Consider the following 23,185-nt stretch of genomic DNA (forward strand, 5'->3'; position numbering starts at 1 on the left):
GAACAACCGAATTCCAGGGACCCCATTTCATGGCCGAATCTGCCGACGCTGGCGAATACGCGATCGAACCCCTCGAGCGGATCAACGCCTCCGAGGTGGCCGAGGGCTTCAGCCCCTTCGACAAGTGGCTGCGCGAGAACACCGACGGCATCGTCACGCTCGACCGCCTCAAGACCGTCGGCAACGCGATTCCGGGTGTCTCGAACCTCATCGCGTTTTCCGATGTGGTCTACGACATCATCGAGATCAACGACCTGAAGCAAGCCGGCAAGGAGGTGACATTCATCTCGTGGGTCAACCTGGGCGTCGACGCCATCGGCGTGATCCCGATGCCCGGCACGGGGCCGGCGCGCGTGGCGCTGCGCGCGCCGCTGCAACTGGCCAAGCAGAAGCTCAAGCAGGGCGCGAAGAACCTCGCGGAAGACTTCCTCATCCTCATCGCGGGTCACCTGGCGAACGCCATCAAGGGCGAGCTCGAGGAGTTCATCAAGACCGCGCAGAGCCAGCTGAAAGCCATGCTGGAGGAGTGCGGCAAGTTCGCGGAGAAGCTGGCCAACGCACTGGCCGATGCGCTGCTCTCGGCGCTCGACGGGCACCTGTTCAACCCCAACACCAGCGTGCGCTCGGCAAACGTCGCGCTCAAGGCCGCGGATCGCACCTCCTGGTGGAACCCGCTCGAAAAATCGGAGCACCTGTTGCGCGCGGCCAAGAACATGTTCGTGGCGAGCAACAAGGAGGCCGCCAACATGGCGCTGGGCGGTGCCTCCAGCGTGGCCACCTACATCTCGCCCGAATTCAGGACGCACATCCAGTCCCTCGCCAAGGCCATGCGCGCGCTCGGGAAGCTGGCCGCCAGGAAGATGCTCGAGCTGGTCGACCCGGGCACGATGTTCAGCATCGGCTGGCTGCTGATGAAGATCCTGGAGGTCGCGCCCAAGCTCAAGCGCAAGCGGGGCGGCACGGTGCATCCGCGCAGGGTCAACAACGTCAAGGACAAGCGCGGCCCCGGCACCCTGGAGCCGCGCAGGCGCCAGAAGCGCAGCACCGCCGATGGCCGCCCCTGCAAGTGCCCCGGCTCGGCGACGGCGCGCTCCATCTCCCTGAGCCTGGGCGCCGAAACGCTCACGCACACCGACTTCGAATTGCCCGGCGCCTTGCCGATCACCTGGAGCCGTACCTACCGTTCGGACCTCGGCGCGTATGACCTGGGCGTGCTGGGCGCGCGCTGGATCACGCCCTACACGACGCAGCTGGACATCGAGCTCCTCGATGACGGCAGCGAAGGCGCTTTTCTCCACCACGCGGAAGACGGCCGCACGAAGCGCTACCCCGCGCTCGCCGTGGGACAGGCGCACCGCGACGTCATCGAGGACCTGACCCTCGTGCGCCTTTCGCCCGACCTCCTGACCATCAACCAGGGCCGCGATTGGATGCAGACCTACGAGCGCATTCCCGCGCTTGACGGCCGGCGCGGCTTCTTCCGGCTCGCGCTCATGCAGATGCGCGCCGGCGCGAGCGTGGCGCTGCGCTACGACCATGCGCACCCGCTGTGGCCGGCGCATGCGGTGCTCAGCGATGTCATGGTCAAGCAGGGCGCCGAGACCATCGCCCATGCGGGCACGCGCATCGATGAGGCGGGGCGGCTTGCGGGCGTGTGGGAAATCAAGGAAGGGCAGCTCGTGCGGCAACTCGCCGCCTATGCCTACGACGCGAACGGCGACCTCGTCCAGGCGCAGGACGAGAACGGGCCCCTCGCGCCCATTGCGGTGACCGAGCCGCTCGCCGACGAGACGCAGCAGCAGCAACGCACCTCCACCGCCTGGCACTACGCGTACGACCACCACCTCCTCACCCGCTACGAAGACCGCACCGGGCGCGGCGTGAACCTCGCCTACGACGGCACCGGCCCCAACGCCCGCGCCGTGCGCGAGTGGATGGACGACGGCAGCTTCGACACCCGCGTGCGCTGGGCCGAGCACATCCGCCTCACGACCGTGACCGATGCGCTGGGCCACGAGACCCGCTACTACTACGACGAGCTGGGCTACACCTACCGCGTGATCCACCCCGACCTGCGCGAGGAATGGTTCTTTCGCGACGAGGCTCGCAACATCGTGCGCCACATCCAAAGCAACGGCGGCGTCGAGCACTTCAGTTACGACGCCGAGGGCCGGCTCGTGAGCCAGACGCGTGCCGACGGCAGCGAGATCTACCTGGACTGGGACGACAGCGGCAACCTCGTGAAAGTCCTCGACCCCGAGGGCCAGGTGTGGCTGCGTGCGTACGACGTGCAGGGCAACCTCATTGAGGAAACCGATCCGCTGGGCCACAAGACAAGGTACGAGTACGACAAGGCCGGACTGCCCGTGCGCATTGCCGATGCAAAGGGCGGCATCACCCGCATGGCCTACAACACCGTGGGCCAGCTGCTGTCGCGCACCGACTGCTCGGGCAAGACCACCACCTGGGCCTATGACGCGCGCGGCCGGTTGGTTCAAGGCACCGATGCCGCCGGCCAGTCCACGCACTACCGCTATGCGCGTGGGCAGCTCGAGGCCATCGTCAACCCCGACCAGAGCACCGAGCGCTTCGCCCACGATGCCGAAGGGCGCCTGCTCGCGCACACCGACGTGCTCGGCCGCACGACCCGCTACGGCTACAGCGAAGCCGGCCTGATCGCGCGGCGCACCGACGCCGCGGGTCGGCAATTGGCCTACCGCTGGGACAAGCTCGGCCGCCTCGTGCAGCTCGACAACGAAAACCGCAGCAGCTACACCTTCGCCTACGACCCCGTGGGCCGCCTGCTCGCCGAGGTCGGCTTCGACGGCCAGAAGACCGGCTACGCGTACGCCGAATTCAACGGGGTGCTGGAGAAGATCGAGCAGCCGCTGCAGTCCATCGGCATGCGCTTCGACGCAATGGGCCGGCTGCTGGAGCGCACCGCGGGCGAGGCCAGTGAGACCTTCGGCTACGACGCCACCGGAAGGCTGGTGGCCGCGAACAACCGCGATGCGCGGCTGCAGTGGTTCTACGACCCGGTGGGCAACGCGGTGCGCGAGCACCTGCACTACCTGCATCACGAAGGCGGCGCGTCGGAAAAACCGATGACCGCCGTGTGGCGCCACCAGTACGACGAACTGGGCAACCGCACCGCGAGCACGCGGCCCGACGGCCACGAGGTGCGCCTTCTCACCTATGGCTCGGGCCATGTCCACGGGTTGATGCTCGACGGGCAGGACATCGTCTCCTTCGAGCGCGACGACCTGCACCGCGAAGTCGCGCGGGAACAGGGCAACGGGCTGACCCAGAGCCTGGACTACGACCCGATGGGGCGGCTACTCGAGCAGCGGGTCGCGTCCATGGCGGAAACCACGACGGCCGCCGCTGCCGCCGCAACGGGCAACGCCGGCGGCGTGCTGGTCCGCCGCAGCTACGCCTACGACAAGGTCGGGCAACTGGTCGGCATCGGCGACACCCGGCGCGGCCGCCTCGACTACCGCTACGACCCGGTGGGCCGGCTGATCCAGGCCAACAGCGCGCTGGGCCGGGAAGTCTTCGCTTTCGATCCCGCGGGCAACATCGCCGCGCCGGGCTGGCCCGAGGCGCCGGGGCAACCGGCCGCGACAGCGCGCGGCACGGGCCTTCGCGACGAGCCGTTGCCTGAATCGCGCACGAGCCACGTCGCCGCGCACAAGCTGCTGGACAACCTGCTCAAGGATTACGCCGGCACCACCTACCGCTACGACGTGCAGGGCAACCTCGTCGAGCGCGTGCGCAACGGCGAGCGCACCAGCTTCGAGTGGGACGGCTTCGGCCGCATGGTCGCGGCCAGGAGCCACCAGCAGGGCACGACCACCTTCGCCTACGACGCACTGGGCCGCCGCGTCGCCAAGCACAGCCCGAAGGCCCGCACCGTGTACGGCTGGGACGGCGACGTGCTCGCGTATGAAAGCGTGGAGAGAGCCGCCGACAGCAAGTCCGTCAAAGCGCAGGCCCGCACCGTTCACTACCTCTACGAGCCCGGCAGCTTCAGGCCGCTGCTGCAGGCCAGGAAACAGCAGGCCATTGCCCTGCACGCCACGCCAGACTACGCGGCGATGGTGGCCGAGGAGGGCGATTACGACGTGGCGCGAGACCCGCTATGGACGACCGAGCCGGTGGCGCAGCCCTTTGCGAAAGAAGAGATCTGCTACTACCAGTGCGACCACCTCGGCACGCCGCAGGAACTGACCGACGACGAAGGCCGCATCGCGTGGTCCGCGCAGTACCGGGCGTGGGGCGAAGCGCGGGAAGCGATCGCGCAGGCGGCGGAGAACGCGGGAATCCGGAATCCGATCCGATTCCAGGGGCAGTATTTCGACGAGGAGACGGGGCTGCATTACAACCGGCACCGGTATTACGATCCGCACAGTGGGCGGTTTGTGAGCAAGGACCCGATTGGATTGTTCGGCGGAATAAATTTGCAGGCCTATGCCCCGAATCCGACGGGCTGGATTGATCCCGGTGGCCTGTGCAGCACCACCTTGGACAGGAATCTGGGCGGCGCCACCGGCGACCAGATGCAGGCGCATCACCTTATTCCGGAAGAGATCTGGGACAAGAATGCCGCCTTCCTGGGAAAAATAGGATTGAGCGGGCAAAAAGACAATTCGGAAAATGGCCTTCTGATGCCGAGCAACCAGAAAAAAATGAAGCAGATGAAGAGGAAAGTCTATCACTGCGGCTCTCATGCACTTTATTCGGCTGAAGTTGGTGCAAGAATCACGAAAATTGAAAAACTGTACGATGCCGAGAAGATCGATGCGGGTCAGGCAAAATCCAGAATTGCGGCGCTGCAAACCAGCTTGAGAGCCGAAATTCTTCTTGGGGCGGTGCCTCGAAATCCGAAAACGGGAAGGCTGATGTGAAGAAATGAAGTACTACGCCGTAACGCAAAAGAAAGAACGAGGCTGCCCGATCGGTTACTTGAATGCAGTTCTCTACGATCACTGTCCGGAGCACCCCGAGTCCATTCAGCACGGAATGGTCTACCCGTGGTATGCGGACAAGAAAAATCTGAAATCGTTTCCGTCGGGAATGTGCTTGGTGGTGAAGGAGAAGCTGATTGATTTTTCGATCAGATCGGATGCCTCGCATCAGTACCTGAGAGAAGATTTTTTTCATCTCTTGCAGGATTTCGGAGCGGGCATACAGGATTTCAAGGAAATCCTTGTTGTCTCGAGTGCTCATAAAAATGAAATCACGGAGGCAAAATACTTTGCGTCAATATTTTCCCGTGAATTTTATTTGAGCGAATCCAATGCAATCGATTTTCCAGCCTCCGACCTGGAGAAGGATGAGTTTGATTTTTTGGCGCTGAAGAAGTTGAAAATCAATAAAGATGTGGAGGCGGATGTTTTTGGAATTCAAAATCTCGAGCCAAAGCACAATACAATTATTTGCTCTGAAAGGTTCGTGGTTGCAGCAAATAAATCAGGCGTTAAAGGCGTGGATTTTGTCGACCTGGACGTCGCAAAATGGCCGGATGTGAATTCATTTTCCTACGATCCCAAGGAAATTCTCGCAATTCTTTAACAAAGAAGGGGGCGGCTTCAAGAAGCAATGATTTTTGCCGAAGGGTCGAATCGTGGTTTATTCCAATTCCCAAGAATTCCCGGTCAGGTGACCCCGTGACCTCCCAACTCATCCTCCTCAACCACAACCTCTGGCGCAAAGGCGCAGGCGGCGCCCCGGCCGGCCTCATCGGCCAGGCGGACACCTTCGCCTATGCGGGCCTCGATCTCAACCTTGCCCAGTTCGCCTCCAGCGCCTTCACCGGCACCAGCTTCACCGCCACGACATTCCAGAACGCGGGCTGGACCGCCTGCCAGTTCAACGCCTGCATCTTCACCGCGTGCGACTTCCAGAACATCGCCATCACGGGCTGCACTTTCACAGGCTGCACCTTCAGCAACTCGCAGTTCGGCGCCGCGCAGCTGAGCGGCTGCACCTTCAACCGCTGCACCTGGAACAACCTGGGTTTCGACAACGGCCGCTGGACGCGGGTCGATGTGCTGAATTGCAATGGCAACCAGATCCGAGCCGATGGCCTTCGCGGCGAGATGGTCGATTTCACCGGCAGCCATTTCGAGCAGCTCGAGTTCCGCAACGCGCAAATCAACACGGTCTGACGCGGCTTGCGCAGCCGCCTGGCCGACCGGTCAGTCCTTGTCCGCAAAACTGTCGAACAACAACCCGCGCAGCCACTGGTTCCCAGGATCGCGGTGCACCTTCGCGTGCCAGAACAGGTTGATCGCGATCTGCGGCAGTGCCACCGGGTGAGGGCGCCACACGAGGCCGAAGGGCTCGGCGATGCTCTCGGCGAGGCGCTCGGGCACGGTCGCGATCATTTCGCTCGAACGCAGGATGTGGCCGATCGCCACGAAGTGCGGCACCTTCAGGCGAATGCGCCGGTGGATGCCCTGCGCGGCCATCACGTCGTCGGCCTTGCCGTGGCCCGTGCCGGCGGCCTGCACCAGCACATGGTCGGCGGCGCTGAAGTCCTTGAGCGACACGCTGCGCTTGCGTGCGAGCGGATGCGTGCCCGAGAAGAGGCATACATAGCGTTGCAGAAAGAGCCGGCGCTGGAACACGCCCGCCTTCAGCTGCGGCAGGAGGCCGATGGCGATGTCCACATGGCCGGCTTCGAGCTCGTCGCGCAGGTTGCTTGCGGTGTTGTTGCGCAGCGTGCTGATCGTCACGCCGGGCGCGGCAACCGAAAGTGCTTCCATCAAGCGGGGCGTGAAGTAGATCTCGCCGATGTCGGTCATCGCGAGCGTGAAGCTGCGCGTGCTCGTGGCGGGGTCGAAAACCACCTGCTGGTTGAGCGCGGTGTGCAGCGCGCCCATCGCATAGGCGACCGGCTCGGCCAGCTGCAGCGCGAAGGGCGTGGGCTCCATGCCGCGCGCGGTGCGCAGGAACAGCTCGTCGCCCAACAGCTTGCGCAAGCGGGCCAATGCATTGCTGATGGCCGGCTGGGAAAGCCCGAGCGATTCGGCCACCGCAGAGACGCGCTTCTCGGCCAGCATGCGGTCGAACACCAGGAGCAGGTTGAGGTCGATGTCCTTGAGTTGCATGCCGGACCTTTATTCAGATCGGTGATGGAGTCGATTCACCAAATTCTATTGGTCAATCTGCAGGGGCCACGCATCATCCGTCCTCGAGAGACAGGCCGGCCTCGACGCCGGCGCCGAAAAAAAGCGAGAGCCCACGATGGACCTGCACATTCACCCCCTTGCCCGCACCCTGGAGGTCCGCCCCGGCGCGAACCTGCTGGAAGTGCTGCGCGAACACCATGTGCCGGTGTCGTACAGCTGCATGTCGGGGCGCTGCGGCACCTGCCGGTGCAAGGTGGTGTCGGGCCAGGTGCTCGACGCGGGGCAGGACGCGATCCGGCCCGACGGGCAAGGCGAGCGATACGTGCTGGCCTGCCAGAGCACGCTGACCGAAAGCTGCACCATCGAGATCCCCGAGCCCGACGAGGTGGTGGTGCATCCGGCGCGCATCCTGAAGGCGACGGTCACGGGCATCGACGTGCTCACGCACGACATCCGCCGCCTGCGGCTCAAGCCTAACAAGCCGCTGGAGTTTTCCCCCGGGCAGTACGCGCAGCTGCAGTTCGCGCCCGATCTGGCTCGGCCGTATTCGATGGCCGGCTTGAGCCGCGATGCGGAACTCGAATTCCATGTGCGCAAGGTGCCCGGCGGGCGCGTGACGGCGCACATCTTCGAGCAACTGCGCATCGGCGATGCTGTGCGGGTGAGCGGGCCGCTCGGCACCGCGTACCTGAGAACGAAGCACCGCGGGCCGATGCTCTGCGCTGCGGGCGGTACGGGCCTCGCGCCGATTCTTTCGATCGTGCGCGGCGCCATCGCGGGCGGGCTGATGCAGCCGATCCATCTGTACCTCGGCGTGCGCTCCGATGCGGACGTGTACGGCCTCGCCGAACTGCGTGAACTGCAGGCGCAGCACCCGGGCCTGAAGGTGCACGTGGTGGTCGTCACGGGTCCCGCGCACGAGGGGCAGCGGCTGGGCCTCATCACCGATGCCATCCGTGCCGACTGGCCCGGCAGCCTCGATGGCTGGCGCGCGTACCTCTGCGGCTCGCCGCCGATGGTCGAGGCCGCGACGCAACTGGTGCGCGCCCGCGGCCTCGCGCCGGAGCAGACCCATGCCGATGCCTTCTACCTGCAAGGCACCTGAAGAACCCACAAGACAAGGAGACCCGCGATGACCACGCCACCCGTGTTCCCCATCGAACTGCACTGGGAGAGCGAGAAGACCAGCCGCATTCCCTTCATGGCCTACACCGACGAAGCGCTGCACAAGAAGGAGCTGCAGCGCTTCTTCTACGAAAAGCACTGGTGCTACGTCGGCCTGGAAGCCGAGATTCCGAACCCGGGCGACTTCAAGCGCACGGCTATCGGCGAGCGCTCGGTCGTCATGTCGCGCGACGAAGAGGGCGCGATCCATGTGTTCGAGAACGTCTGCGCGCACCGCGGCATGCAGTTCTGCCGCGAGCGCCATGGCAACAAAAAGGAGTTCGTCTGCCCGTATCACCAGTGGAACTACACGCTCAAGGGCGACCTGCAGGGCGTGCCGTTCCGCCGTGGCGTGAAGCAGGACGGCAAGGTCCACGGCGGCATGCCGGCCGACTTCAAGACCGAGGAACACGGGCTCAACAAGCTCAAGGTGGCGTCGCGCGGCGGCGTGGTGTTCGCGTCGTTCGACCATGAGGTCGAGTCGTTCGAGGACTTCCTCGGCCCCGACATCCTTCACTACTTCGACCGCCTCTTCGACGGCCGCAAGCTCACCATCCTCGGCTACAGCCGGCAGCGCATTCCGGGCAACTGGAAGCTGATGCAGGAGAACATCAAGGACCCGTACCACCCGGGCCTCCTGCACACCTGGTTCGTGACCTTCGGGCTCTGGCGCGCGGACAACAAGTCGGAGCTCAAGATGGACGCGCGCAGCCGCCACGCCGCGATGATCTCCACGCGCGGCAATGCGGGCAAGGCCGCGCAGGTGACGCAGGTCGCGAGCTTCAAGGAGAGCATGCAGCTGAAGGACCCGCGCTTCCTGGACATCGTGCCCGAGCCCTGGTGGGGCGGGCCGACGGCGGTGATGATGACGCTGTTCCCGAGCCTCATCCTGCAGCAGCAGGTCAACAGCGTGTCGACGCGGCACATCCAGCCGGTGGGGCACGACGCCTTCGATTTCGTGTGGACGCATTTCGGCTTCGAGGACGACACGGAAGAGATGACGCAGCGGCGTCTGCGCCAGGCCAACCTGTTCGGGCCCGCGGGCTTCGTCTCCGCCGACGACGGCGAGGTCATCGAGTTCTCGCAGGAAGGCTTCGAGCAGAAGCCCTACCACCGCACGCTCGCCGAACTGGGCGGCCGCGAGGTCGAGAACACCGACCACATGGTGACCGAGACGCTCATCCGCGGCATGTACCGCTACTGGCGCGAAGTGATGGAGGCGGCATGACGAAGAAGCTCGACGCCGACGCGTACCTCGAACTGGCCGGGCTCTATGCGGCCTACGCCCATGCGGTCGATTCGGGCCAGTGGGACCTGTGGCCCGCGTTCTTCATCGAGGAATGCAGCTACCGCCTGCAGCCGCGCGAGAACCACGAACGCAAGCTGCCGCTGGCCACGCTGTCGTTCGAGAGCCGGGGCATGCTGGAAGACCGGGTCTACGGGATCAAGGAGACGCTGTTCCATGACCCGTATTACCAGCGGCATGTCGTTGGTCTTCCTGTGGTGCACAAGGTCGATGGCGACGGCGCGATTTACAGCGAAGCCAACTACGCGGTGTTCCGCACCAAGCTCGATGGGCCTTCGACCGTATTCAACGTCGGCCGCTACATCGACAAGGTCGTGCCCACGCCCGAAGGCCTGAAGTTCGCCTCGCGCCTGTGCGTCTTCGACAGCGAAATGATCCCGAACTCCATCATCTACCCCATCTGAGACGCGAAGGACAAACGACATGAACACGATGACATGGATCGACGCCGCCGCGGTCGACGACGTTCCCGCCGACGACGTGGTGGGCATCGAGGTGCAGGGCCGCGACATCGCCCTCTACGGCACCGAGGACGGCATCCACGCGACCGACAACATCTGCACGCACGGGCATGCGCGGCTGTGCGATGGCTTTCTCGAAGGGCACGAGATCGAATGTCCGCTGCACCAGGGGCGCTTCGACGTGCGCACGGGCAAGGCGATGTGCGCGCCGCTGACGGAAGACCTGCGCAGCTATCCGGTGAAGATCGAGGGCGGGCGGGTGTTCCTGGCGTTCGAGGCGTAGCGGCCATCTGTTGCGCCTCTTGTCCACGCGATCTGTATCTGTTTTTCCCGCGCTCGGTTGGCGACAATGGCCCCCCGTTTCATGGAACACATATGACGACAGCGCCAAGCCGAGACCAGATTGCCGACCAGATTGCCGCCGAGCTGGGCCACAGCTTCGCCGGAGAGATGCTTGCGGGCGGGCACTACGTGCCCATCGTGCGCGATGGCCGCACGCTCTACACCAGCGGGCAGGTGCCGCGCGTGGGGACGACGGTGGTCGTCACAGGCCGCGTGGGCGATGCGGTGTCGCTGGAAAAGGCGCGCGAAGGCGCACAGATCTGCGCGCTGCGCTGCCTCACGCTGCTGCGCCGCGAGCTCGGTTCGCTCGACGGCGTGGAGAAGGTGCTGCGCGTGGGCGTGTTCATCCAGTGCACGGCGGAGTTCACGCAGCAAAGCGAAGTGGCGGATGCGGCCTCCGACCTGCTGCACCGGGTTTTCGGCGATGCCGGGGTGCATGTGCGTACGGCGGTCGGCGTCTACCAACTGCCCAAGAACGCGAGTGTCGAGCTGGAGATGACGGTCGCGGCCAAGGACAGCAAAGCCTGAGGCCTACGCGGCCTGCAGCCGACCCTGTCCCTGCAGCCGGCGCGACGGGGCGGTGCTGTGCAGGTACACCGCGAAGGTGTCCCACGGCAGGCCCACCGCGTGCTGCCGCATGAGCCGCCCGACCTCGCCGCGGTGGTAGCCGCCGTGCGTGACCACATGGCCCAGCATTTCCTCGCGCGTCATGAAGCCCTTGTCGCCATCGGTGAAGCTGAAGGGCACCGATTCGGCCAGCTGCTCGGGCGTCGCGGTCTCGATGTAGTCGAGGTACCAGCGGTCGAGCCTGGCAACGGCGGCGCGAAGGTCCCGCAGCGACGGCGTATCGGGCGTGTTGTCCGCTGCAAAGCCGTGCGGCTTGCCGGTGAGATGGGCCGCGAAGATCTGGTCCACCACGTGGCAGTGGTTCATGAGGCGAATGGCATCGTGCCGCGCGTCCTGGTGTCGCTCCGGATCGAAGCCTTCCATCTTTTCGAGCAGTTCGTCGTTGGCCCAGGCGCGGTAGCCGAAGAGGGTGCGAAGCAATGAGAGAGAGCTCATGACCGGGTGTTCCTGTGGGGGAGGCGCGGCCATGCTACGTGAATAGGATTTCCTGTCTACCCCGAACGCGCTTGCAGATCGACGATGTCCCGCGCGAGCGAGGCGATGGTCAGCGGCGCGCAGCCTTCGGCGTTGTTGCTCACGGTGACGAAGGCGTTCTGGCCCGCGCGCGTGGTGCCGGCAATCACCTTGGCGAGCGCCGCGCGCGTCTCGGGGTCGGGGTCGACGATCTTGTCGAACGGGCCGTAGAGTTTTTCCGCGTCCTCATAACCGAAGCGGCCATGCCGGCGATGCAGGTTCCAGCGGCACACCAGGGGTCCGGGCCACAGCGCGCGAAGCATCGGCAACTGGTCTTCGATCGGCGGCATCTTGGCGTGCAGGCCCATGCAGAAGGTCGCGCCCACGCTGCGCAGCATGTCGGCGAAGGCGGGGCAGAGCAGTTGCGGGTCGCGCACCTCGACAGCGATGACGGCGTCGGGCGCGGTTTGCTTGAGGCCGGGCAGTGCTTCGAGCATTTCGCCGATGCGCGCGAGCAGGGCGGGCTGGTCGGCGAGCAGTTGCGAAGGGATCGGGCTCAACTGGAACACCAGCGCGCCGATGCGGTCGCCCAGGCCTTCGAGGGCGGGCTGCACGAATTCCTGGATCGCGATCTCGCTGTTGAGGAAGACGGGGTTGACCTGCGTGCCGCGGCCGCTTTCGTCGCGCACGGTGGCGTCGGTCACCAGGCTCGGCGCCTTCACCACGAAGCGGAAATCGGCGGGGACCATGGCCGCGTAGCGGGCGTACTGGCTCGCGGTGAGGGCGCGGTAGAAGTTGCGGTCCAGGCTCACGGTGCGGAACAGCGGATGCTGCGCCAGCGCGGAGAGGCCATTCCTGGAGAGCACGGTCTCGGCATAGTCGCCGTCCCACACGAGGTTGGCCCAACCGGGGTAGCTCCATGACGAGGTGCCCAGGCGCAGGTTGGGCGAGAGCGCCGAGGCCAGCTCGACGAGCGCCGGGTCGGCCGGCGCCGGGGCCACGGTGGCGCCGCGCGACTTCTTCTTTGCGGGCGGCTCGGCTTCCGGTGGCGGCGGGGCCGCGGACGCCTCTTGCGGGCGCGGAAGGTCGGGAAAGAGGGAGTCCTGTACGTCGCTCATGCTGGGGCCGCATTCTCGGCCAACATCGAGGCGCCTCGCAGCGGCGGGCACAATCCGCGCCATGAAACAGTGGTTGCGCTCGCAGGGTGGTTGGTGGCTGGCATGGCTGGTCCTCACGGCCGCGGGCGCGGTGTGGCTGGCGCGCGCGGAGCTCGCGCAACTGCAGCAGGACTTCGAGACCGACGCGCGCATCGCGCACCGGCTCATGAGCCAGCAGGTGGTGCAGTACGACGCGGTGCTCGCCACGCTCGCGCTGCTGGAGCCCGGCGCCGATGCCGGGCAGCCGGAGCAGCGCCTGCCCTCCGTGTACGCGTCGATCCTGAAGGTGCAGCGGCGGGCGCGCGACGAGGCATGGCCCGATCAAAAGCACGCCGATGCGCTGGCCGCCGCGGAGGCCAGGTCGCGCAGCCAGCAGCGCGCGGAACTCGCATCGCTCGACCTCGCGCACGGCCGCTACCAGCTTGTGATGGGCGCCACGCCTTCCAGCTATGCGCTCGAAATCGACCTGGCCGGCTCCGTGCCGTGGCGCGACTGGCCAATGAATCCGCAGACGAGCCCGGTGCGGTTGAGCTTGCAGCGGGATGGGCAACAACTGGTGCTGCAGCCCGGCCGGTCGGGCGAGGGCGGCTGGCGCTTCGGTCTCGCCAAGGCACTCGCGTCCCCGAGCCAGCCCTTCGATCTGGTGGCGGAGCGGCAGGTCGGCTGGGGCGAACTGCCGTGGCGCAGCATCGCCGGATGGGCCGTGGCGATGGCGGTGTTGATGGCCGGCTTGTGGATGGCGCAGCGGCAGCGCATCGCACGCCGCCGCGCCGAAGAACTGCTGCGGCTCGGGCAGGTCGCGCGGCTCAACGCGTTGGGCGAGCTGTCGGCGGGCCTGGCGCACGAACTGAACCAGCCGCTCACGGCCGTGCTGGCCAATGCGCAGGCCGCGCGCCGCCTGCTCGACGACGATCCACCCGACCTCGCCACCGCCCGCGACGCCATGGGGCAGGCCGTGGAGCAGGCCCGCCGCGCGGCCGGTGTGGTCGGCCGCCTGCGCCGCGTGATCGAGCGGCCCGAAGCCGGCGGCGACGTGAAGCCGCTGGTGCTGCAGGAGGTGGTGCGCAGCGCCATGCACCTGCTCGCGCCCGAGTTCGCGCAGCGCGGCGTCGCTGCCCAGTTCGACGCGGGCGCGCAGGCGCCGGTGCGCGTGCAGGCGGAGGCGGTGGCGCTGGAGCAGATCGTGCACAACCTGCTGATGAACGCGCTGCAGGCGCTGGACCTCGTGCCCGCGGCCGAGCGCCGGTTGGTGGTGTCGGTCGGGCGCAACGGGCAGGAGGGCGTGCTGACGGTGACCGACAACGGCCGCGGCATTGCCCCCGAGGCGATGCCGCGGCTCTTCGAGCCTTTCTTCAGCACGCGCGAGGGCGGCCTCGGCCTGGGCCTGAGCCTCAGCGAGACGCTGGCGAGCGGCATGGGCGGCAGCCTCGCGGCCGCCAACGCGGCACCGCGCGGCGCGCGCTTCACCTTGCTGCTGCCGCTGGTGGCGCCGTCGACATGAACACCTCGATCACGCATCAACCCCAGTCCCCGCTGATCCACCTGATCGACGACGACCAGGCGGTGCGCGACGGCCTCTCGCTGCTCATCGGAACGGTCGGCCTGCGCGTGCAGGGCTGGGCCGATCCGCAGGCCTTCATCGACGGCTTCGACCGCGCGAGCGTCGGCGCCATCGTGCTCGACGTGCGCATGCCCGGCATCAGCGGGCTCACCGTGCTCGACCGGCTGGTGGCGCAGGGCGTCGACCAGCCGGTGATCATGCTGACCGGCCACGGCACGGTCGAGATGTGCCGCCGTGCCTTCAAGGCGGGCGCGGCCGAGTTCCTGGAAAAGCCGGTGGACGACGAGCAACTGCTCGAGGCGCTGCAGCACGCGGTGCGCCAGCATGTGCGCACGCGCGAACGCTCGCAGGCCGACAACGCCGCACGCGAGCGGGTGGCACAGCTGTCGGAGCGCGAGCGCGAGGTGCTGGCGTTCATCGTGCAGGGGCTCACCAACAAGGAGATCGCGCGCACGCTGGCGCTGTCGCCGCGCACGGTCGAGACGCACCGGGCCAACCTGTTCGCGAAGCTGGACTGCGATTCGCTCGCGCAGCTGATCCGGCGCTACGCGGTGCTGGTGAGCGACGGTGACTGAGGTGCGCGCTCCGTAGTTCTACGGAGCGCCGGGCGTAGCCGTACGAATGGTCGCGGCGGCCGGCGTTTTCTACAGTGACGCAGCCGTCGGCCATAACAGAGAGTGGCCGGCGCATTCACCTGCATCCACTGGAGAAATCAAACAATGCGTTCCACCCTTTGCCTCGCCGTCCTGCTCGCCGCATCGGCTGCACAAGCCCAGACGCCGGCGCCCGCCGTGCGCACCGAGAAGAACATCTCGCTGGCGCTTGCCAACCAGATCGCGGCCGAAGCGGTGGCCGCCTGCGCCGCCAACGGCTACAACGTGGCCGCCACCGTGGTCGACCGCGCCGGCACCGTGCGCGCCGTGCAGCGCGCCGACAACGCCGGCCCGCACACGCTGGCCTCGAGCGAGCGCAAGGCCTGGACCTCGGCATCGGCCAAGAGCGCGACGCAAGCCATGATGGAAGGCGCGCAGAAGAACCCGGGCGCTGCGAACCTCGTGTACCTGCCGGGTTTCCTGCTGCTGGGCGGCGGCGTGCCGGTGAAGTCGGGCAACGAAGTGATCGGTGCCGTGGGCGTGGGCGGCGCGCCGGGCGGCCACCTGGACGACCAGTGCGCCAACGCGGCGATCGAGAAGGTCAAGGGCCTGCTGGGCTGATGGCGATGAGGCGCGGTGTCTGGTCTCTCGTTCTGGCTGGTGCACTCGGCCTGGGTGCTTCGACCGGCGTGTCGGCCCAGGTGCCGCCGCTCGCGGCCGAGGTGCTGGCCTATGAAGGACTGCACCGCGCCGCCTGGCATGGCGATCTGCCGAAGCTGAAGGCGCTGATTGCCTCGGGCGCGAAGCTCGATGCCCGCGATGCCAGGGGGCGGACGCCGTTGCATGTCGCCACCTACGCGCGGCAACGCGAAGCGGTGAAGCTGCTCGCCAAGGCGGGCGCGAACATCGACCAACTCGAAGACGACCGCTATGACGCGGTGACCATCGCATCGGTCGCGGACGATACCGCGACCCTTGCATTGCTGCTGTCGCTCGGCGCCAACCCCGGGCAGACGACGAGCCGCTACGACGGCACCGCGCTCATCGCCGCCGCGCACCTGGGCCACGACGACGTCGTGCGCCGCCTCATCGCGGCCGGTGCGCCGCTCGACCATGTGAACAACCTGCACTGGACGGCGGTGATCGAATCGATCGTGCTCGGCGACGGAGGGCCGCGCCACCAGCGCACGCTGGCCGCGCTGCTCGATGCGGGCGCGAGCCAGAAGCTGACCGACCGGCAGGGCAGCACGCCGCTGCAACTGGCCAAGGCGCGCGGCTACACGGCGATGGTCAAGCTCCTGGAGACTCCCCGCGCAAGGTAGGTCGGCTCGGGGACAATCAGGGTTCGCCCACGAGGAAGACAACCCATGTACATGCCCCCGCAGTTCAATGCCAAGGACCCGGCGATCGCGCTGGAGTTGATGCGCTCGCACCCGTTCGCGAGCCTGATCTCGAACGACAACGACGGCCTGCCGTTCGTCACGCACCTGCCGCTGGTGGCGGAGCCGGGCGAGGGCGACGAACTGGTGTTGTGGGGGCATTGCGCCAAGCCGAACCCGCATTGGCGCTATCTGCAGGCGCGGCCGCGGGCGGTCGCGACCTTCCTCGGGCCGCATGCGTACCTGTCGCCCCAGGTCTACCCTGACCTGGCGCGGGTGCCGACGTGGAACTACCTGGCCGTGCATTGCACGGTCGAGGCCCGCCTGGTCGAGGAGCCGGCCGAGAAGGACGTGCTGCTCAAGAAGCTCATCGGCGACCACGAGCCCGCCTACGCGCAGCAGTGGCGCGACCTGGGCGAGGAGTTCCAGCTCAAGATGCTGAGCGGGATCGTCGGCTTCGAACTGAAGGTGACCGCGCTGCAGTGCAAGGTCAAGATCAACCAGCACCGCAAGGAATCGCATGCCGCCATGCGCGCCATGTACGGCGCCGGCACGCCGGACGAGCAGGCGCTGGCGGTGTGGATGGACCGGCTCGGCATGAACGCCGAGGCGTCCGTGGCGGAAGGGAGCTGAAATGCGCGTGTTCGGATTGCTCGGCCTGGTGCTGGCGCTCGTGATCGTCGGGCTGATCGCGAAGAAGCAACTGACGACGGCTGCGGCGCCCGCATTGCCATCGGTGCCTGGCGCCGCGGCACCCGCAACCGGCGAGGCGCCGGCTGATGTGCGCACGCAAAGCCAGCAGGTCCAGCAGCAGGTGAAGGACGCGCTCGACGCCGCGGCGCAGGCGCGCAAGATGCCCGATGAGAACTGAGTTGCCATCGCAGACAAACGACGCGCACTGGATGGCGCTCGCGCTGGCCGAGGCGCGCCTTGCCGCCGAGGCGGGCGAGGTGCCGGTGGGTGCGGTGCTGGTCAAGGACGGGCAGGTCATCGCGACCGGCCGCAACACGCCCGTGGCGCAGCACGATCCGAGCGCGCATGCAGAAATCAACGCGCTGCGCGCCGGTGCCGCCGCGCTGGGCAACTACCGGCTCGACGGCTGCGAACTGTTCGTCACGCTCGAACCCTGCGCGATGTGCGCAGGCGCTATGCTGCACTCGCGGCTGGCCCGGGTGGTGTTCGGCGCGACCGATCCCAAGACGGGCGCGGCGGGATCGGTGCTCGATCTCTTTGCGGAGCCGCGCTTGAACCACCGCACGCAAGTGCGAGGCGGCGTGCTGGCAGAGGAGTGCGGCGCGGTACTGCAGGGCTTCTTCCAGCAGCGCCGCAGCATGGCGCGCGAGCAGGCCGAGCCCTTGCGCGACGACGCGCTGCGCACGCCGGCCGAGCGCTTCGCTTCGCTGAACGACTGCGCCTTCGCGCCGCACTACGTGCACGACCTGCCGGGGCTGCGGGGCTGGCGCCTGCATTACGTGGACGAAGAGGGCGCACCGGGCAGCGACGGCCAATCGGCGCATTGCCTTTGTCTGCACGGACCGGGCGAATGGGGTTACTTCTTCCGTCACTTCATCGGCGCGCAAGGGCTGCGCACGCTGGTGCCCGACCTCATCGGCTTCGGCAAGAGCGACAAGCCCAAGCGCGAAGCCGTGCACCGCCTCGAGTGGCACCGCGACGTGCTGCTCGAATGGCTGGATCGCGTACAGCCGCAGTCGCAGCCCGTGGTGCTGGTGCACAGTGCCGCGGCCAGCGGGCTTGCATCGTTGTTGCAAGCCGCGGCTGGCGATCGTTTCGCGGCCGCCATCGTCGCTCCCGATGGCGGCGAGCGCATCAAGGACGCATGGCGCGCGCCGTACCCCGACCGCGGCTACGAAGCCGCGCTGCGCGCACTCGGACCGATCGCCTCGTCCTCGGGCCCGACGGCCGCGGAGGCCTCGCTGCTTGCCCGCCTCGTGCGCAACGCAATGGGATACTCGACCTCGTGACCAAACACATCTACATCTACTCCCCGTCCAGCGCAATCCGCGACAAGGCCGCCTTCCGGCGCGGCGTGAAACGACTCCAGGCCCTCGGCCACGACGTCGAGATCGACGCCGATGCGCTCTCGGTGCATCAGCGTTTTGCGGGCGACGATGCCACCCGGCTGGCTGCCATTTCGCGGGCCGCCGCGAGCGGCGCGAACATCGCGCTCATCGCACGCGGCGGCTACGGGCTCACGCGCATCCTCGACCAGATTCCGTACAAGGCCGTGGCCAAGGCGATCGACAAGGGCACCGAGTTCGTCGGCTGCAGCGACTTCACCGCACTGCAGAACGCACTGCTTGCGAAGACCGGCGGCGTCAGCTGGTCCGGCCCCGCGGTCGGCGAAGACTTCGGCGCCGAAGCCGGTGCCGACGACATCATGGAAGCCTGCTTCGACGATTTGTTGAGCGGGCAGGGCGAAGGCACCGGCTGGCGCATGCCGGCGCGCGATGCCGAACTGAAGTTCAAGCCCGTGGAAGACGCGGTGCTCTGGGGCGGCAACCTCTGCGTGCTGACGAGCCTGCTCGGAACGCCGTACTTTCCGGCGATCGAGAAGGGCGTCCTCTTCATCGAGGACACCAACGAGCACCCCTACCGCATCGAACGCATGCTCGACCAGCTGAAGATGGCCGGCGTGCTGGCCAGGCAGAAGGCGATCGTGTTCGGCCAGTTCACCGGCATCCGCAAGGTGCCGGGCTACGACCGCGGCTTCGGGCTGGATACGGTGGTCGATCGCCTCCGCGCGTCATTGAAGAAGGTCCCGGTGCTCACGGGCCTGCCGTTCGGCCATGTACCGACGAAGGTGCTGCTGCCAGTGGGGGCGAAGGTGGCGATGGCGGCCGAAGGGCGCGATGTCTTCCTCGTGTGGGGGCATCGGCATGCCCATTCGCACGACCATGGCCACGCGCACCCGCACTGAATGCCGGCGGGGTTGGCGGCGGCTCTCGAAAGCCGCTTTGCCTTCAGCTGTTGTTGTTGGTGAAGCGCTGATGGGCGCGCGGACCCATCGAGCCGGGCAGGCCGCCCTTGAACATGCTGTTGATGGATTTCATCTGGCGGCGGGCGGCGGATTCACCGTCGATGGCGCTCAGCGCGGTCATCACGTCCTGGCGCAGGTACCAGAGGGCCTCGACGTCGACCGCGAAGCGCACGCGCTGGCTGACACGCTGGATCGAATGGCCGCCATGGGCCTGGAGCACCGACAGCATGGCCGTGCGAATCCGACCCAACTGGCTCTCAGCCGCCTGGCGGGAGCCGAAACCGGGCAAGTTCAGCAGACGAAAAATGCGGCGGAAGAGCACCATGTGACGAATAGCGTATTGCCGGAAGCCAGGACGGCCGCTACCTTAAGCTTGCGTTCGTCATTACACAAGATGTTAAACAGTGTTTCTTGTTTGCAAACAACAAGCTTTACGTATCAGTTTCAGCACTTATTGAAGTTTGTTATCAAAAGTACTAAATCCTTTGGTGGGCTCGGTTTTGGGCATACGTCAGACAAAACACGGACAAGAGGCTGAAGAGCTTCCTGACCATAATCAACCAGCGATCGCTACCGAGTACAAGACAGTATGGGTGTCAATGCCACAGTCGTTTTCGCGGACCTGACAGGGAGCACAAGGGTCTTCGAGGCCATGGGGAATGCACGTGCCACCGAGACGGTGACGCGCCTGACCCAGTGGATCGGCGGCGTTTGCCAGGCGCACGGCGGCCGGGTGGTGAAGTCGCTGGGAGACGGCGTGTTCGCCATTTTCTCGAGCGGCGCGGCCGCCACGCACGCGGTGATCGAACTCCAGCGCTACCACCAGAAGCGTCTTCAGGTCTGGCCCGCGCCCTTGCGCATGGCGCTGCAGATCGGCGTGGCCAGCGGCGAAGTGGTCGAGGTGGAGGGCGACTGCTTCGGCGACGCCGTCAACCTCGCATCGCGGCTGAGCGACCTCGCCGGCCCCGGGCAGATCTGGGTGACCGACGCGGTGATCTCGCAGCTGCGAGAAGGCAGCGTGCAGCATCGCGACCTCGGGCTCATCAATATCCGCGGCCGCAGCGAGATGTCGGTGGTGCACCGCATCGACTGGCAGGAGGACGTGACCACCTTCCTCACCGTGCCGGCCGCGCTGGCGCCGGTGCGGATTCCGGATTCGTCGTTCGGCCAGATCGAGCTGTCCTGGCTCGACGTGCGCTCCATGTTCAGCAGCGAGCAGTTGCCGATCCACCTGGGCCGCGTGGACGACGCGCAGTTCGTGGTCAACGACCCACGCGTCTCGCGGCTGCATGCGCGCATCGAGATGCGGCAGGGCAGTTGCGTGCTGATCGACATCAGCACCTATGGGACCTGGGTGCGCTTTCATGGCAACGGCGGGCCGAGCACCGAGATCGCCTTGCGTCGCGAGGAATGCGTGCTGCACGGCCGCGGCGAAATCGGCCTGGGCGCGCCGCTGAGCGATTTCAGCGCCCCCACCATCGCCTTCAGTACGACCGGCGGCGAGGTGATGCTCTCGCGCCGCGAAGTGGGACCCTGACCGGGTGCACCGGTGACCTGCGTCGGGCGTTGTCTGTCAGACCGGGCGCTGTTCGCCCTTGGCCCTGGAGCCGCTGTGAACTTCAAACGACATTCTTCTGTTTTCAAATGGGCAACCCTCGGCGCGATCGCGGCCGGTGCGTTGCTCGCCGCGGGCGCCGCCAATGCGCGCGGCCACTGGTCGGTGCAGATCGGCACCCCCGGCTATGTGGGCGGCGGTTATCCAGCGCCGTACTACGTGCCGCCGCCGGTTTACTACCCGGCACCGATCTACTACCAGCCCGCGCCGCCCGTCTACTACCGGCCGCCGCCGGTGTACTACCGCCCGGCACCCATCTACAGCCCGCCGCCCGGACGCATTTATTACGGGCCCGGCTATCCATATCGCCCGCCGAACGGCTACGAATGGGAAGACGAGCAGGACTGACGTCCTCACCCAAGGCGCGGTAACTGAAGACCTGCTTGAGCGGGTCTCTGAAGGTGCCAATTTTGTTTCACAAGTGACGAAAAAGTCACATAAAGTCACAAATATTGGATTGACGACCCTGTCGTCAAAGGTTCTCACCAGCGAAATCCACAGGGCACGGCACTTGCCTTGATCGCTCCCGGCGCAGGAACGCCGCAGGAGCGAGGAAAACATGGTGGAACGGACAGAAGCCGGCTGCGCGAGCGTGGCCGACGATTTGGCGTACGTCGATGCGCCGGCAACAACAGACACAGCCGAGACCGAGGCGTCGCTCAGGCCCATGAAGGCCCTGGCGACGTTTTCCATCGCGGCCGCGCTCGCGGCCTGCGGTGGTGGAGGAGGCGGCGGCAGCGGTGGGGGCGGATTCGGCGGCGGCATCGGCGGCCTGCCGGCACCGGGCCCCGGCGCGGGATCGGACGCGGGCCCCTACCGCTACACGCAAGCCAAGACCGACGACGAAGCCGCGCGCTTCCTGCTGCAGGCCCAGTTCTCGGCCTCGGACGCGGAGATCGCCGACGTGCGCAACAAGGGCTACCTGCCCTGGCTCAGCGAGCAGTTCGGCGCACCGCGTACGCAGTCGGCCTGGGAATGGATCGACAGCAAGCCCTTCGACTCCACCACGATCGATGCAGCCGTCTGGCGCCAGCTGATGGCGTCGGCCGATCCGGTGCGCAAGCGCTTGGCATTGGCGCTCAGCGAGATCTTCGTGGTCTCGGCCAACGAGATCGGCTCGAACTGGCCGCATCTCATGATGGCCCAGTACTTCGACACGCTGGTGGCCGGCGTCACCGGCAACTTCCGCACGCTGCTGGAAGACGTGACGCTCAACCCCGCGATGGGCTTCTACCTGAACACCCGCGACAACCGCAAGGAGGACGGCCGGGGCCGGCAGCCCGACGAGAACTACGCGCGCGAAGTCATGCAGCTCATGACCATCGGCCTGTCGCAGCTCAACGCCGACGGCACGGTGAAGACCGGCGCCGACGGCCAGCCGCTGGACACCTACACGCAGGACGATGTGACGAACCTTGCGCGCGTCTTCACCGGCTACGTGCTCGATATCCGCACCGGGGAGCGCGAGGGCTTCAGGCCACCCAACGGCGGCGGCGCCTTCGACACCAAGGACTGGACCACGCGCCCCATGGCCTACCTGGCCGCGAACCACTCCATGCTGGAGGCGAAGTTCCTCGGCACCACCGTGCCCGGCGGCACGCCCGGGCCCGCGGCGCTGAAGATCGCGCTCGACGCGCTCTTCAACCACCCGAACGTCGGCCCCTTCATCGGCAAGCAGCTGATCCAGCGGCTGGTGACCAGCAACCCGAGCCCGGCCTACGTGAAGCGCGTGGCCGATGTCTTTGCCAACAACGGCAGCGGCGTGCGCGGCGACATGAAGAGCGTGTTCGCGGCCATCCTGCTCGACGACGAGGCGCGCGGCCCGGCCGGCCTTTCGGACCCGAACTTCGGGCGCCTGCGCGAGCCGATGCTGCGCTTCGTGCAATGGGGCCGCACCTGCGGCATCGCCTCGGCCACCGACGCCTGGAAGATCGGCATCCTTGCCGACGCGAGCTACGGCCTCGGCCAGAGCCCGCTGCGCTCGCCCTCGGTCTTCAACTTCTTCCGGCCCGGCTACGTGCCGCCATCGACCGCCATCGCCAGCAACAAGCTGGTGGCCCCCGAGTTCCAGCTGGTCAACGAAAGCAGCGTGGGCGGCTATCTCAACTTCATGCAGAGCGTGTTGCCCAACGGCTTCAACGGCAAGGACGTGATGGCCAGCTACGCGGCCGAGAAGGCGCTGGTGCTCGACCCCGCCGCGCTGGTGCGGCGGCTCAACCTGGTGCTGACCGGCAACCAGTTGCTGCCCGCCACCGTCAACCTCATCACCACCGCGCTGGCCACGCCCAACCTCACGGCGGCGAGCAGCGATGGCGCAAAGCTCAATCGCATCTGCGCCGCCGTCCTCCTGGTGATGGGGTCGCCCGAATACCTTGTGCAGAAATAAACAACGC

At 66.7% G+C, this 23,185-nt stretch carries 23 protein-coding genes; 19 read left to right on the forward strand and 4 right to left on the reverse strand.

Annotated elements, in window-relative coordinates:
• Positions 1–29: 29 nt before the first annotated feature.
• From J2W23_RS19190 to J2W23_RS19200, 3 genes are all read left to right on the forward strand, one after another.
• A complete protein-coding gene (locus tag J2W23_RS19190) occupies positions 30–4,907 on the forward strand; it encodes an RHS repeat-associated core domain-containing protein (protein ID WP_307649862.1) in 4,878 nt (1,625 codons plus the stop codon).
• Positions 4,908–4,911: 4 nt separating this feature from the next.
• Positions 4,912–5,574, forward strand: coding sequence for an Imm43 family immunity protein (locus J2W23_RS19195; protein WP_307649863.1), 663 nt, complete (start codon positions 4,912–4,914; stop codon positions 5,572–5,574).
• A 95-nt stretch (positions 5,575–5,669) separates the two neighbouring features.
• Positions 5,670–6,170, forward strand: a complete 501-nt coding sequence (locus J2W23_RS19200) for a pentapeptide repeat-containing protein (RefSeq protein ID WP_176657337.1) — start codon at positions 5,670–5,672, stop codon at positions 6,168–6,170.
• Between the two features lie 30 nt (positions 6,171–6,200).
• Here J2W23_RS19200 and J2W23_RS19205 read toward each other — a convergent pair whose 3' ends face one another.
• On the reverse strand, positions 6,201–7,115 hold the full coding sequence (locus J2W23_RS19205; RefSeq protein WP_307649864.1) for a LysR family transcriptional regulator: 915 nt from the start codon (positions 7,113–7,115) through the stop codon (positions 6,201–6,203).
• A gap of 136 nt (positions 7,116–7,251) precedes the next feature.
• Here J2W23_RS19205 and J2W23_RS19210 point away from each other — a divergent pair, with 136 nt between their 5' ends.
• The 5 genes from J2W23_RS19210 (at position 7,252) to J2W23_RS19230 (ending at position 10,937) form a co-directional block, all read left to right on the forward strand.
• Positions 7,252–8,241 carry a 2Fe-2S iron-sulfur cluster-binding protein gene (locus tag J2W23_RS19210; protein ID WP_307649865.1) on the forward strand — a complete coding sequence of 330 codons (990 nt, stop codon included), beginning with the start codon at positions 7,252–7,254 and terminating at the stop codon, positions 8,239–8,241.
• Positions 8,242–8,268: 27 nt separating this feature from the next.
• Positions 8,269–9,528 carry an aromatic ring-hydroxylating dioxygenase subunit alpha gene (locus tag J2W23_RS19215; RefSeq protein ID WP_307649866.1) on the forward strand — a complete coding sequence of 420 codons (1,260 nt, stop codon included), beginning with the start codon at positions 8,269–8,271 and terminating at the stop codon, positions 9,526–9,528.
• A complete protein-coding gene (locus J2W23_RS19220) occupies positions 9,525–10,010 on the forward strand; it encodes an aromatic-ring-hydroxylating dioxygenase subunit beta (protein ID WP_307649867.1) in 486 nt (161 codons plus the stop codon). Before J2W23_RS19215 ends, J2W23_RS19220 begins: the two co-directional genes overlap by 4 nt.
• A 19-nt stretch (positions 10,011–10,029) precedes the next feature.
• Positions 10,030–10,350, forward strand: a complete 321-nt coding sequence (locus J2W23_RS19225; RefSeq protein ID WP_176657342.1) for a non-heme iron oxygenase ferredoxin subunit — start codon at positions 10,030–10,032, stop codon at positions 10,348–10,350.
• Between the two features lie 92 nt (positions 10,351–10,442).
• Positions 10,443–10,937: a RidA family protein gene (locus tag J2W23_RS19230; protein ID WP_176657343.1), complete on the forward strand. Its 495-nt coding sequence runs from the start codon at positions 10,443–10,445 to the stop codon at positions 10,935–10,937.
• Positions 10,938–10,940: 3 nt separating this feature from the next.
• Here J2W23_RS19230 and J2W23_RS19235 read toward each other — a convergent pair whose 3' ends face one another.
• Both J2W23_RS19235 and J2W23_RS19240 read right to left on the reverse strand, forming a co-directional pair.
• Complete coding sequence (locus J2W23_RS19235; RefSeq protein WP_307649868.1) at positions 10,941–11,471, reverse strand: DinB family protein; 531 nt, start codon at positions 11,469–11,471, stop codon at positions 10,941–10,943.
• Positions 11,472–11,527: 56 nt separating this feature from the next.
• Entirely contained in the window at positions 11,528–12,607 is a 1,080-nt protein-coding gene (locus tag J2W23_RS19240; RefSeq protein ID WP_307649869.1) for a DUF72 domain-containing protein, read from the reverse strand.
• A gap of 61 nt (positions 12,608–12,668) precedes the next feature.
• Between J2W23_RS19240 and J2W23_RS19245 the strand changes: the two genes are divergently transcribed.
• From J2W23_RS19245 to J2W23_RS19280, 8 genes are all read left to right on the forward strand, one after another.
• Positions 12,669–14,147 (forward strand): sensor histidine kinase, encoded by a 1,479-nt coding sequence (locus tag J2W23_RS19245; protein ID WP_307649870.1) that lies wholly within the window; start codon positions 12,669–12,671, stop codon positions 14,145–14,147.
• Positions 14,144–14,782, forward strand: a complete 639-nt coding sequence (locus J2W23_RS19250; protein WP_176657347.1) for a response regulator transcription factor — start codon at positions 14,144–14,146, stop codon at positions 14,780–14,782. The genes J2W23_RS19245 and J2W23_RS19250 overlap by 4 nt, the downstream gene beginning before the upstream one ends.
• Positions 14,783–14,926: 144 nt before the next feature.
• Positions 14,927–15,421 carry a GlcG/HbpS family heme-binding protein gene (locus J2W23_RS19255; RefSeq protein ID WP_176657348.1) on the forward strand — a complete coding sequence of 165 codons (495 nt, stop codon included), beginning with the start codon at positions 14,927–14,929 and terminating at the stop codon, positions 15,419–15,421.
• A 5-nt stretch (positions 15,422–15,426) separates the two neighbouring features.
• Complete coding sequence (locus J2W23_RS19260; RefSeq protein ID WP_176657681.1) at positions 15,427–16,122, forward strand: ankyrin repeat domain-containing protein; 696 nt, start codon at positions 15,427–15,429, stop codon at positions 16,120–16,122.
• 45 nt (positions 16,123–16,167) lie between these two features.
• Positions 16,168–16,812 (forward strand): FMN-binding negative transcriptional regulator, encoded by a 645-nt coding sequence (locus J2W23_RS19265; RefSeq protein ID WP_176657349.1) that lies wholly within the window; start codon positions 16,168–16,170, stop codon positions 16,810–16,812.
• Between the two features lies 1 nt (position 16,813).
• Complete coding sequence (locus J2W23_RS19270) at positions 16,814–17,050, forward strand: hypothetical protein (RefSeq protein ID WP_176657350.1); 237 nt, start codon at positions 16,814–16,816, stop codon at positions 17,048–17,050.
• Between the two features lie 31 nt (positions 17,051–17,081).
• The gene (tadA, locus tag J2W23_RS19275; RefSeq protein ID WP_444875749.1) at positions 17,082–18,161 is read left to right on the forward strand and encodes a tRNA adenosine(34) deaminase TadA; all 1,080 of its coding nucleotides are present in this window, start codon (positions 17,082–17,084) and stop codon (positions 18,159–18,161) included.
• Positions 18,158–19,117, forward strand: a complete 960-nt coding sequence (locus J2W23_RS19280) for an LD-carboxypeptidase (protein WP_307649872.1) — start codon at positions 18,158–18,160, stop codon at positions 19,115–19,117. Before tadA ends, J2W23_RS19280 begins: the two co-directional genes overlap by 4 nt.
• Before the next feature lie 43 nt (positions 19,118–19,160).
• Here J2W23_RS19280 and J2W23_RS19285 read toward each other — a convergent pair whose 3' ends face one another.
• Entirely contained in the window at positions 19,161–19,502 is a 342-nt protein-coding gene (locus tag J2W23_RS19285) for a hypothetical protein (RefSeq protein WP_176657353.1), read from the reverse strand.
• A gap of 264 nt (positions 19,503–19,766) precedes the next feature.
• On the opposite strand from J2W23_RS19285, the gene J2W23_RS19290 reads away from it, so the two are divergent.
• The 3 genes from J2W23_RS19290 (at position 19,767) to J2W23_RS19300 (ending at position 23,178) form a co-directional block, all read left to right on the forward strand.
• On the forward strand, positions 19,767–20,714 hold the full coding sequence (locus J2W23_RS19290) for an adenylate/guanylate cyclase domain-containing protein (protein WP_176657354.1): 948 nt from the start codon (positions 19,767–19,769) through the stop codon (positions 20,712–20,714).
• 75 nt (positions 20,715–20,789) lie between these two features.
• Positions 20,790–21,140 (forward strand): hypothetical protein, encoded by a 351-nt coding sequence (locus J2W23_RS19295; RefSeq protein ID WP_176657355.1) that lies wholly within the window; start codon positions 20,790–20,792, stop codon positions 21,138–21,140.
• 211 nt (positions 21,141–21,351) lie between these two features.
• The gene (locus tag J2W23_RS19300; protein WP_307649873.1) at positions 21,352–23,178 is read left to right on the forward strand and encodes a DUF1800 domain-containing protein; all 1,827 of its coding nucleotides are present in this window, start codon (positions 21,352–21,354) and stop codon (positions 23,176–23,178) included.
• The last annotated feature ends 7 nt before the right edge of the window (positions 23,179–23,185 follow it).

The organism is Variovorax boronicumulans, from assembly GCF_030812215.1.
GTDB lineage: Bacteria > Pseudomonadota > Gammaproteobacteria > Burkholderiales > Burkholderiaceae_C > Variovorax > Variovorax boronicumulans_C.

Bases quoted from the DNA above. Each gene is read 5' to 3' on its own strand.
- J2W23_RS19290 (WP_176657354.1), top strand. From the start codon at position 19,767: ATGGGTGTCAATGCCACAGTCGTTTTCGCGGACCTGACAGGGAGCACA.
- J2W23_RS19190 (WP_307649862.1), top strand. From the start codon at position 30: ATGGCCGAATCTGCCGACGCTGGCGAATACGCGATCGAACCCCTCGAG.
- J2W23_RS19255 (WP_176657348.1), top strand. From the start codon at position 14,927: ATGCGTTCCACCCTTTGCCTCGCCGTCCTGCTCGCCGCATCGGCTGCA.
- J2W23_RS19300 (WP_307649873.1), top strand. From the start codon at position 21,352: ATGGTGGAACGGACAGAAGCCGGCTGCGCGAGCGTGGCCGACGATTTG.
- J2W23_RS19285 (WP_176657353.1), bottom strand. From the start codon at position 19,502: ATGGTGCTCTTCCGCCGCATTTTTCGTCTGCTGAACTTGCCCGGTTTC.
- J2W23_RS19250 (WP_176657347.1), top strand. From the start codon at position 14,144: ATGAACACCTCGATCACGCATCAACCCCAGTCCCCGCTGATCCACCTG.
- J2W23_RS19270 (WP_176657350.1), top strand. From the start codon at position 16,814: ATGCGCGTGTTCGGATTGCTCGGCCTGGTGCTGGCGCTCGTGATCGTC.
- J2W23_RS19225 (WP_176657342.1), top strand. From the start codon at position 10,030: ATGAACACGATGACATGGATCGACGCCGCCGCGGTCGACGACGTTCCC.
- tadA (WP_444875749.1), top strand. From the start codon at position 17,082: ATGGCGCTCGCGCTGGCCGAGGCGCGCCTTGCCGCCGAGGCGGGCGAG.
- J2W23_RS19210 (WP_307649865.1), top strand. From the start codon at position 7,252: ATGGACCTGCACATTCACCCCCTTGCCCGCACCCTGGAGGTCCGCCCC.
- J2W23_RS19245 (WP_307649870.1), top strand. From the start codon at position 12,669: ATGAAACAGTGGTTGCGCTCGCAGGGTGGTTGGTGGCTGGCATGGCTG.
- J2W23_RS19220 (WP_307649867.1), top strand. From the start codon at position 9,525: ATGACGAAGAAGCTCGACGCCGACGCGTACCTCGAACTGGCCGGGCTC.
- J2W23_RS19215 (WP_307649866.1), top strand. From the start codon at position 8,269: ATGACCACGCCACCCGTGTTCCCCATCGAACTGCACTGGGAGAGCGAG.
- J2W23_RS19235 (WP_307649868.1), bottom strand. From the start codon at position 11,471: ATGAGCTCTCTCTCATTGCTTCGCACCCTCTTCGGCTACCGCGCCTGG.
- J2W23_RS19195 (WP_307649863.1), top strand. From the start codon at position 4,912: ATGAAGTACTACGCCGTAACGCAAAAGAAAGAACGAGGCTGCCCGATC.
- J2W23_RS19265 (WP_176657349.1), top strand. From the start codon at position 16,168: ATGTACATGCCCCCGCAGTTCAATGCCAAGGACCCGGCGATCGCGCTG.
- J2W23_RS19260 (WP_176657681.1), top strand. From the start codon at position 15,427: ATGAGGCGCGGTGTCTGGTCTCTCGTTCTGGCTGGTGCACTCGGCCTG.
- J2W23_RS19205 (WP_307649864.1), bottom strand. From the start codon at position 7,115: ATGCAACTCAAGGACATCGACCTCAACCTGCTCCTGGTGTTCGACCGC.
- J2W23_RS19230 (WP_176657343.1), top strand. From the start codon at position 10,443: ATGACGACAGCGCCAAGCCGAGACCAGATTGCCGACCAGATTGCCGCC.
- J2W23_RS19240 (WP_307649869.1), bottom strand. From the start codon at position 12,607: ATGAGCGACGTACAGGACTCCCTCTTTCCCGACCTTCCGCGCCCGCAA.